We start from the raw sequence: 8,510 nt of genomic DNA on the forward strand, positions 1-8,510 counted from the left end.
TGCTGCTGGTGCTGCTGGTGCTGCTGCACGGCATCTCCACCCCTTCGGACCCGCCCGGCGTGGTGACCCTGCGCCAGGCGCAGGTGCACCTGCCGCTGGATCCGCAGCAACCTCCGAAGTCGGTGGCGCTGCCGCACATTCTCGATGACGAATCGCCCGCCTGGTGGGGCCGGGTCGTCTACACCCTGCCTTGGCCGGAGGCACTCACCTACGCGGAGTCCGCGCACGCCCGGCTGGCGTTGTTGCTGCCGCGCGTGGGCCCGCGATTTCGGGTGCTGCTCAACGACCGAGAGATCGCCCAGATGGGTTGGTACGCCCCCGAAACACAGACCGTGCTGGCGACGGCACTGCCCCATCTGGTGGCGTTGCCGCCGCCGCTGCTGCTGCCGCAGGCCACCCACAATCGCCTCATTATCGAGGTGTGGGCACGCCCTCTGGAGCGCAGCGGACTGGCCCCGGCGCAGCTGGGCGACCACGACACCCTGCTGCGCCGCCATCGCCAGCTGGAGTGGTGGCAAGTGACCGGGGCCTGGATCATGGCAACGCTGGCGTTGTTCGTCGGCGTACTGGCACTGCTGCTGTGGCGCGTGCTGGGCGAGCGACTGTTCGTGCTCATGGGTGGGGCCGCGCTGGCGCTGATGGTGCGTACCGTGACGCTGGTACTGGTCGAGCCTGCGCTGTCGCACGAGCTGGTGTTCCTGCTGCACCGGGTGGCGTTGGCCGTCTTTGTCGGCCTGTTCCTGTTGATGCTGGAAGACTTCTTTGGGCACCAACTGCGCTGGATGCGAGTCGGCTCGTGGCTGATGATGGGCCTGACTCCCATGTGGCTGGCGTGGGCGCAGTGGAGCCAGGACTACACGGTGGTGCGGGCCTGGGCAGGCGGCGTCACCGTGTTTGCGCTGGCGGCACTGGTGGCGATCGTGGTCGATCGCATGCGCCGGGACGACCTGCCGTTTCCGACGCTGGCCGTAGGGCTGGTGGCCATGTTTGCGCTGCTGACGGGGGTTCGCGATTTTCTGGTCGTGCAGCTGGACTTTCCCGGTGACGGCGAGCTGCGTTGGCTGACCTTCGGCAGCATCGTGTTGATGTTTGCGCTGGGCGCGGCGCTGGTGGAGCGCGCCACCGGGTGGGCACGCGACGTGCAACGCCTCAACGCATCGCTGGCCGAAGCGGTGGCGCGGCGTGAAGAGGAGTTGCGCCAGGCTTTCCAGCGCCTGCGTCTGGCCGAACGGCAGCGGGTGGTGGAGGAGGAACGGCGTCGCCTGATGCGCGACATGCACGACGGTCTGGGCAGTCAACTGGTGCAGACGCTCAACCTGGTGCGCAGTACCGAAGGTGGGGTCGAGCGCGCCTCGATCGAGGCCCTGCTGCGGCAGGCCCTCGATGAGCTGCGGTTGACGCTGGATTCGCTGGAGCCGATGGAGGGCGATCTGCCGGCCATTCTAGGCACGCTGCGCCGGCGGCTGGGGCCGGCACTGGAGGCCGCAGGACTGGAGCTGCGCTGGGAAGTGCAGGACGTACCCGCCCTGCCGGGCCTGGACGCACGCGGTGTCATGCACCTGTTTCGCTGCCTGCAGGAGATTTTGGCTAACGTCGTCAAGCACGCGCGCGCCACCCGGGTCACGGTCAGCACGTGGCAGCGCGACGATCAGGTGGTACTGAGCATTGAAGATGACGGCATCGGCCTGCCACCGATGGACAAGCGCCCGCCGGGCGGACGCGGGCTGCGCAACATCATCACCCGCGCCACCAAACTGGGCGCGAGCGTGCGCTTTTACGATGCACACCCCGGCACCGGCATCGAGCTCGCGTTTGCGCTGCATAGCAGCCCGCCCGCCAGCGACAGCACGTGGCTGACGCGCCAGCCCTGAAGACGCCTGCGGCGCGCAATCCCGAGCAAAACGTTCGGCTTTTTGTTATACTCGACCAAAACACTCGGGTATGCTACGACGGAGCCTTCGACGGTCCGTCGTTTGACCACCAGGAGCCTGCCATGCGTTTGACCACCAAGGGGCGTTTCGCCGTCACCGCCATGATCGATCTGGCGTTGCGTGAAGCCAGCGGCCCGGTGACATTGGCTGCGATCAGCCAGCGTCAGCACATCTCGCTGTCGTACCTGGAGCAGCTGTTTGGCAAGCTGCGGCGCCACCGGCTGGTGGAGTCGACGCGCGGCCCCGGCGGCGGCTACACGCTGGGCCGGCGCGCAGCTGACATCACGGTGGCCGACATCATTTTATCGGTTGACGAGCCCATTGACGCGACCCAGTGCGGCGGCAAGGAAAACTGCCACGGCGATGGCCAGCGCTGCATGACGCACGATCTGTGGGCCGAGCTCAACGAACGGATGGTGGAGTTCCTGCGCTCGGTCACGCTGCAGCAGCTGGTTGACCAGCAGCTGGCCAAGGGGGTGACGGTGGAGCCGGCGCCCTCGATCAAGCGCGCCTTCTCGACCACCCCAGTCGTCAAGCCCATCCGTGTCAATGCCCCTAACTCGGTCTTTGCGCTGGCGACGGTGGCGGGCAAATGAGTCCGGTCTGCGGCACACCCACCAGGAGTTTCCAATGAGCAGCACCCTGCACATGCCCCTCTATCTGGACTACAGCGCCACGACGCCGGTGGATCCGCGCGTGGTCGAAAAGATGGTGCCGTGGCTGTATGAACATTTCGGCAACCCCGCTTCGCGCAGCCATGCCTGGGGTTGGGAGGCGGAAAAAGCTGTCGAGTATGCGCGCGAGCAGGTCGCCGACCTGATCGGCGCCGACCCGCGTGAAATCATCTGGACCAGCGGGGCCACCGAATCGAACAACCTAGCCCTAAAGGGGGCCGCTCATTTCTACCGGGGTAAGGGGCGGCACATCGTCACCGTCAAGACCGAACACAAGGCGGTGCTGGATACCTGCCGCCACCTGGAACGCGAAGGCTTCGAAGTCACTTACCTGGACGTGGACGAATACGGGCTGCTCGATCTAGACGCATTCCGTGCCGCGCTGCGTCCAGACACGATCCTGGCCAGCGTCATGTTCGTCAACAACGAAATCGGCGTCATCCAGGACATCGAGGCGATCGGGCAGATCTGCCGTGAAAAGGGCGTCATCTTTCATGTGGACGCCGCGCAGGCCACCGGCAAGGTGGCCATCGACCTGCAGCGTCTGCCGGTGGACCTCATGAGCCTGGCCTCGCACAAGACCTACGGCCCAAAGGGGATTGGAGCGCTGTACGTGCGCCGCAAACCTCGGGTGCGACTGGAGGCGCAGATGCACGGCGGCGGCCACGAGCGTGGGCTGCGCTCCGGCACGCTCGCCACGCACCAGTGCGTCGGCATGGGTGAGGCGTTTGCCATCGCCAAGGCTGAGATGCCCACCGAGGTGCCGCGCATCCAGCGCCTGCACGAACGCTTGGTGGCGGGTCTGACGCAAATCGAGCAGTCCTTCATCAACGGCCACCCCACCCGGCGCGTGCCGCACAACCTGAACATGAGCTTCAACTTCGTCGAGGGCGAGTCGCTCATCATGGGCATCAAGGGCGTGGCGGTATCCAGTGGCTCGGCCTGCACTTCGGCCAGTCTGGAGCCCAGTTACGTGCTGCGGGCGCTGGGCCGCAGCGACGAGCTCGCCCACAGCAGCCTGCGCATGACGATCGGGCGCTGGACCACCGAGCAGGATATCGACTACGCGATTGCGGCGATCAAGACCAACGTGGCCAAGCTGCGCGAACTGTCACCGCTGTGGGAGATGTATCAAGAGGGCATCGATCTCAACAGCATCCAGTGGGCCGCGCACTGACGCGGCGCGTTTGCCGAAAGGAGCACACCATGGCATACAGCGACAAGGTCATCGACCACTACGAAAACCCGCGCAACGTCGGCAGTTTTGATAAGAACGACAGCAATGTCGGCACCGGCATGGTGGGGGCGCCCGCCTGCGGCGACGTGATGAAGCTGCAGATCAAGGTCAATCCGCAAACCGGCGTCATCGAGGATGCGCGCTTCAAGACCTACGGCTGCGGCTCGGCCATCGCTTCCAGCTCGCTGGTGACCGAGTGGGTCAAAGGCAAGACGCTGGAGGAGGCGGCACAGATCAAGAACAGCCAGATTGCCGAGGAGCTGGCGCTGCCGCCAGTCAAGATACATTGCTCGATCCTGGCCGAAGATGCCATCAAGGCCGCCGTCGAAGACTACAAGAAAAAGCACGCCGCGCAAACCGCAGCCGCCTGAGCACCTCTGAGGGCGCTCTCCAGGGAGTCCGGCGGCGGGCGCGGCATCGCGCGCCACCGGCTCCGATGTTGCCGGTTTGGTTTCCTTTCGTTGCATCCCTTTCGTCCATGGCCGTCACACTCACCGAAGCCGCTGCGCGGCACGTCTCCAAATACCTCGCCCGCCGTGGCAAGGGCATTGGCGTGCGCCTTGGCGTCAAGACAACCGGTTGTTCGGGGCTGGCCTACAAGCTCGAATATGCCGACGACATCGCGCCCGAGGACATCGTGTTTGAGGCGCACGGCGTCAAAATCCTGGTGGACCCGAAAAGCCTGCCGTACCTGGACGGCACCGAGCTCGATTTCGTTCGGGAGGGACTCAACGAAGGGTTCCGCTTCCACAATCCCAACGAGCGCGACCGCTGTGGCTGTGGCGAGTCCTTCCGTGTCTGAAACGGCATCGTTGCACGACGACGACTTCGCCTTGTTCGGTTTGCCGCGGCGCTTTGAGCTGGAGCCGGCGCAGATCGAGCAGCGCTGGAAAGCCTTGCAGCAGCACGCCCATCCCGATCGGCACGCGCACGCCGGCGCTGCGGCACAGCGCGTGGCCATGCAGTGGTCGGTGCGCATCAACGAGGCATACCAGCGCCTGCGTGACCCGCTGCGGCGCGCCGCCTACTGGTGCGAACTGCACGGGCAACCGGTGCAGGCTGACAGCAACACGGCGATGCCCCCGGCGTTTCTGCTGCAGCAAATGCAGTGGCGCGAGGCGCTGGACGAAGCCCGCGACCAGGCCGATCTGCAACGGCTGCTGCACGAGGTCCAAGCCGAGCGCGCGGCGCGCTTAGCCGAGCTGACCGACGCCATCGACCGCCGCCACGACGCAGCCGCAGCCGCAAGGCACGTGCGCGCCCTCATGTTCATCGAACGCTTCCTGGACACGCTGCACGAGCGGCTCGACCCCTGACCTCCCCGACTGATCGCATGGCATTGCTGCAAATTTCCGAACCCGGGCAAACGCCCGACCCGCACCAACGGCGCGTCGCCGTTGGCATCGATCTGGGTACTACGCATTCGCTGGTGGCCGCTGTGCGCCACGGTGTAGCCGAATGCTTGCCGGATGAGCAGGGCCGCAACATCCTGCCCAGTGTGGTGCGCTACCTGCCGCCGGGCAGCCGCCCCGCGCGCCAGGTGGGCTACGACGCACTGGCCGCCCAGGTGGACGATCCAGCCAATACCATCAGCTCGGTCAAGCGCCTGATGGGGCGCTCGCTGGCCGACATTCAGGCGCAAGGCGTGGCGGCGCGCTTGCCGTACGCCGTTACAGAAGGCGAGGGTGGGGTGGTGGTGCGCACCGTGGCTGGCGACAAGACCCCGGTGGAAATCAGCGCCGACATCCTGGCCACGCTGCGCCAGCGTGCCGAAGACACCTTCGACAGCGACCTGTACGGCGCCGTCATCACCGTGCCCGCCTATTTCGACGACGCGCAACGGCAGGCCACCAAGGACGCCGCGCGGCTGGCCGGCGTCGAGGTATTGCGGCTGCTCAACGAACCCACCGCAGCCGCCATCGCTTACGGGCTGGACAACGCGGCCGAGGGGCTGTATCTGGTCTATGACCTGGGGGGCGGCACGTTCGACGTGTCGCTGCTGCGCCTGACGCGCGGGGTATTCGAGGTGGTGGCCACCGGCGGCGACTCCGCGTTGGGTGGCGACGACTACGACCGGGCGCTGGCCGACTGGGCCCTACAGCAGGTGTGCGCCGGAGCGCAAACCGCCGATCTGGACGCGCGCGCGCGCGCGACGCTGCTGGCCCGCGCCCGTCAGGCCAAGGAGGCGCTGAGCCACAGCGGCTCGTCACCCGTGACGCTGCAAGTGCCGCTGCCGGATGGCGACGTGACGGTGCCCCTGGATGCGGCGCAGTTCGAAGCCATCACGCGCGAGCTGACGCAGCGCACGCTGACGGTGGTGCGCCGGGTGCTGCGCGACGCCCGGGTTTCCACGACGGATGTGCAGGGCGTCGTGCTGGTGGGTGGCTCCACCCGCATGCCGGTGGTGCGCGACGCCGTGACCCAGCTGTTTGGGCGCGCGCCGCTGACCAACCTCAATCCGGACGAGGTGGTGGCCATCGGGGCTGCCATCCAGGCCAACCAGCTGGCGGGCAACGACCCCAGCGGCGAGCTGCTGCTGCTTGACGTCATTCCGCTGTCGCTGGGCATCGAGACCATGGGCGGACTGGTGGAGCGCATCGTGCCACGCAACACGCCCATTCCCACCGCGCGTGCGCAGGACTTCACCACCTACCGCGACGGCCAAACCGCGATGGCGATTCACGTCGTGCAGGGCGAGCGCGACCGCGTGCAGGACTGCCGTAGCCTGGCGCGCTTTGAGCTGCGCGGCATCCCGCCGATGGCCGCCGGCGCCGCCCGCATCCGCGTCACTTTCACCATCGATGCCGATGGTCTGCTGCACGTCAGCGCCCGCGAACAGACCACGGGCGTCGAGGCCCACGTGGACGTCAAACCTTCCTATGGACTGACCGACGAGCAAGTCACGCGTATGCTGCAGGAAGGGTTTGCCACCGCCGAAGAAGACATGCGCCAGCGCGCACTCATCGAGGCCCGCGTGGAAGCCGAACGCATGCTGATGGCCACGCGCAGCGCGCTGACCGCCGACGGCGACCTGCTCACGGCCGAGGAACGCGCCGCCATCGACGCGCTGATGCAGGCGCTCGAACGCGCGCGCGCCGGCGACGATGCCGCCGCCATCGACAGCGCCACCCAAGCACTGGCCAAGGGCACGGAAGCCTTCGCCGCAGCACGCATGAACCGCAGCATCGCGCAGGCGCTGGCTGGCCGCGCGGTCGACCAGTTGTAAGCTGGGCGCCGCTTGTGGGCCGCGCGCTCGGGCAACGCCTGGCGTCTGTCCGCTGCAGCCCAAACCACCGACGTGACCGAAGACCCCTTCACGCTTACCAACCATCAGCTGCTCATGCCCGCCATCACCGTTTTGCCCCACCCCGAATACTGTCCTGAAGGCGCGCGGCTGCAGGCTCCCACCGGCACCAGTCTGTGCGAGGCGCTGCTGGACAACGGCATCGAAATCGAGCACGCCTGCGAGATGAGCTGCGCCTGCACCACCTGTCACGTCGTCGTGCGCCAGGGCTACGAGTCACTCAACGAACCCAGCGAGGAAGAGGAAGACCTGCTCGACAAAGCCTGGGGGCTGCAGCCCACCTCGCGCCTGAGCTGCCAGGCGCGCCTGGGTACGCGCGACGTGACCATCGAAATCCCGCGCTACTCCATCAATCACGCGCGCGAGCGCCACTGACGAAGCCGAACCATGCGCCAGATCGTGCTCGACACCGAAACCACCGGTCTGTCGCCCCAGGACGGCGACCGCATCATCGAAATCGGCTGCGTGGAACTCATCAACCGCCAGCTCACCGGCAACAACCGACATTACTACCTAAACCCGGAACGCGACATCCACGAGGACGCGCTGCGCGTACACGGCATCACGCGCGAATTTTTGGCCGACAAGCCGCGCTTTGCCGACATCGCCGCCGAATTGATCGACTACCTGCGCGGGGCCGAGCTCATCATTCACAACGCGCCGTTCGACCTAGGCTTTCTGGATGCCGAGTTTGCTCGGTTGGGGCAGGGGCCCACGCGCAGCCTCGTCGACGGCGTCATCGACACGCTGGTGCTAGCCAAAGAGATGTGGCCGGGCAAGCGCAACGGCCTCGATGCGCTGTGCGACCGCCTAGGCGTAGACAACTCGGGCCGCCAGCTGCACGGTGCGCTGCTCGACGCCGAGCTGCTGGCCGACGTGTACATCTGCATGACGCGCGGCCAGGAGTCGCTGGTCATCGACGTCCACACCGACGGAGGCGGGGCAGCGCTTCGACAGCAGGTCGATCTGGCGGCCCTGCCGCTGCCGGTGCTGCGCGCCAGCGCCGACGAGTGTGCCGCCCACGAAGCGCTGCTGGCCGCGCTGGACAAGGAAAGCAAGGGGGCCACCGTGTGGCGGCGCTTTGAGCACGCTGCACCAGGCGCCCCCGTCAACGGCTGAAGTGGCGCATAACCGAAGGGGCCAACAGCCGCGTTGCGCCAGATGTCACGGCCGGTGCCTGAACCGGCGTGCGATGCTCAGCGGTGATCTGTCGGCAAACGCACACCCGTTCGGTCCGCGCGGGAACCGCAAAACTCAGCTATAATTCAACTTGTTGTCGCAACGACAGGGTGATTAGCTCAGCGGTAGAGCACTGCCTTCACACGGCAGGGGTCGTAGGTTCGAACCCTGCATCACCCACCAAA

9 protein-coding genes and 1 tRNA gene are annotated in these 8,510 nt (G+C 66.6%); all 10 read left to right on the forward strand.

Going from position 1 to position 8,510, the window contains the following annotated elements:
• On the forward strand, window positions 1-1,871 hold a 1,871-nt coding region (locus tag V7Z54_RS07955), incomplete at its 5' end, for a sensor histidine kinase (protein ID WP_334135675.1).
• A 122-nt stretch (window positions 1,872-1,993) separates the two neighbouring features.
• On the forward strand, window positions 1,994-2,527 hold the full coding sequence (gene iscR / locus V7Z54_RS07960; RefSeq protein WP_334135677.1) for a Fe-S cluster assembly transcriptional regulator IscR: 534 nt from the start codon (window positions 1,994-1,996) through the stop codon (window positions 2,525-2,527).
• 34 nt (window positions 2,528-2,561) lie between these two features.
• Window positions 2,562-3,782 (forward strand): IscS subfamily cysteine desulfurase, encoded by a 1,221-nt coding sequence (locus tag V7Z54_RS07965; RefSeq protein WP_334135678.1) that lies wholly within the window; start codon window positions 2,562-2,564, stop codon window positions 3,780-3,782.
• A 29-nt stretch (window positions 3,783-3,811) separates the two neighbouring features.
• Complete coding sequence (gene iscU, locus V7Z54_RS07970) at window positions 3,812-4,213, forward strand: Fe-S cluster assembly scaffold IscU (protein ID WP_334135679.1); 402 nt, start codon at window positions 3,812-3,814, stop codon at window positions 4,211-4,213.
• A gap of 107 nt (window positions 4,214-4,320) precedes the next feature.
• Window positions 4,321-4,644, forward strand: coding sequence for an iron-sulfur cluster assembly protein IscA (gene iscA, locus V7Z54_RS07975; RefSeq protein ID WP_334135681.1), 324 nt, complete (start codon window positions 4,321-4,323; stop codon window positions 4,642-4,644).
• Window positions 4,637-5,158 (forward strand): Fe-S protein assembly co-chaperone HscB, encoded by a 522-nt coding sequence (hscB, locus tag V7Z54_RS07980; RefSeq protein ID WP_334135683.1) that lies wholly within the window; start codon window positions 4,637-4,639, stop codon window positions 5,156-5,158. The genes iscA and hscB overlap by 8 nt, the downstream gene beginning before the upstream one ends.
• A 17-nt stretch (window positions 5,159-5,175) precedes the next feature.
• Entirely contained in the window at window positions 5,176-7,068 is a 1,893-nt protein-coding gene (gene hscA / locus V7Z54_RS07985) for a Fe-S protein assembly chaperone HscA (protein WP_334135685.1), read from the forward strand.
• 114 nt (window positions 7,069-7,182) lie between these two features.
• Window positions 7,183-7,521 (forward strand): ISC system 2Fe-2S type ferredoxin, encoded by a 339-nt coding sequence (gene fdx, locus V7Z54_RS07990; RefSeq protein ID WP_334135687.1) that lies wholly within the window; start codon window positions 7,183-7,185, stop codon window positions 7,519-7,521.
• Between the two features lie 12 nt (window positions 7,522-7,533).
• Window positions 7,534-8,265, forward strand: coding sequence for a DNA polymerase III subunit epsilon (gene dnaQ / locus V7Z54_RS07995; RefSeq protein WP_334135689.1), 732 nt, complete (start codon window positions 7,534-7,536; stop codon window positions 8,263-8,265).
• 168 nt (window positions 8,266-8,433) lie between these two features.
• Window positions 8,434-8,508: transfer RNA gene (locus tag V7Z54_RS08000), tRNA-Val, on the forward strand.
• Window positions 8,509-8,510 lie beyond the last annotated feature (2 nt).

The organism is Tepidimonas sp., from assembly GCF_036824975.1.
GTDB lineage: Bacteria > Pseudomonadota > Gammaproteobacteria > Burkholderiales > Burkholderiaceae_C > Tepidimonas.

Excerpts from the sequence above, each read along its gene's own strand:
- iscR (WP_334135677.1), top strand. The coding sequence starts at position 1,994 with ATGCGTTTGACCACCAAGGGGCGTTTCGCCGTCACCGCCATGATCGAT.
- V7Z54_RS07965 (WP_334135678.1), top strand. The coding sequence starts at position 2,562 with ATGAGCAGCACCCTGCACATGCCCCTCTATCTGGACTACAGCGCCACG.
- iscU (WP_334135679.1), top strand. The coding sequence starts at position 3,812 with ATGGCATACAGCGACAAGGTCATCGACCACTACGAAAACCCGCGCAAC.
- iscA (WP_334135681.1), top strand. The coding sequence starts at position 4,321 with ATGGCCGTCACACTCACCGAAGCCGCTGCGCGGCACGTCTCCAAATAC.
- hscA (WP_334135685.1), top strand. The coding sequence starts at position 5,176 with ATGGCATTGCTGCAAATTTCCGAACCCGGGCAAACGCCCGACCCGCAC.
- fdx (WP_334135687.1), top strand. The coding sequence starts at position 7,183 with ATGCCCGCCATCACCGTTTTGCCCCACCCCGAATACTGTCCTGAAGGC.
- dnaQ (WP_334135689.1), top strand. The coding sequence starts at position 7,534 with ATGCGCCAGATCGTGCTCGACACCGAAACCACCGGTCTGTCGCCCCAG.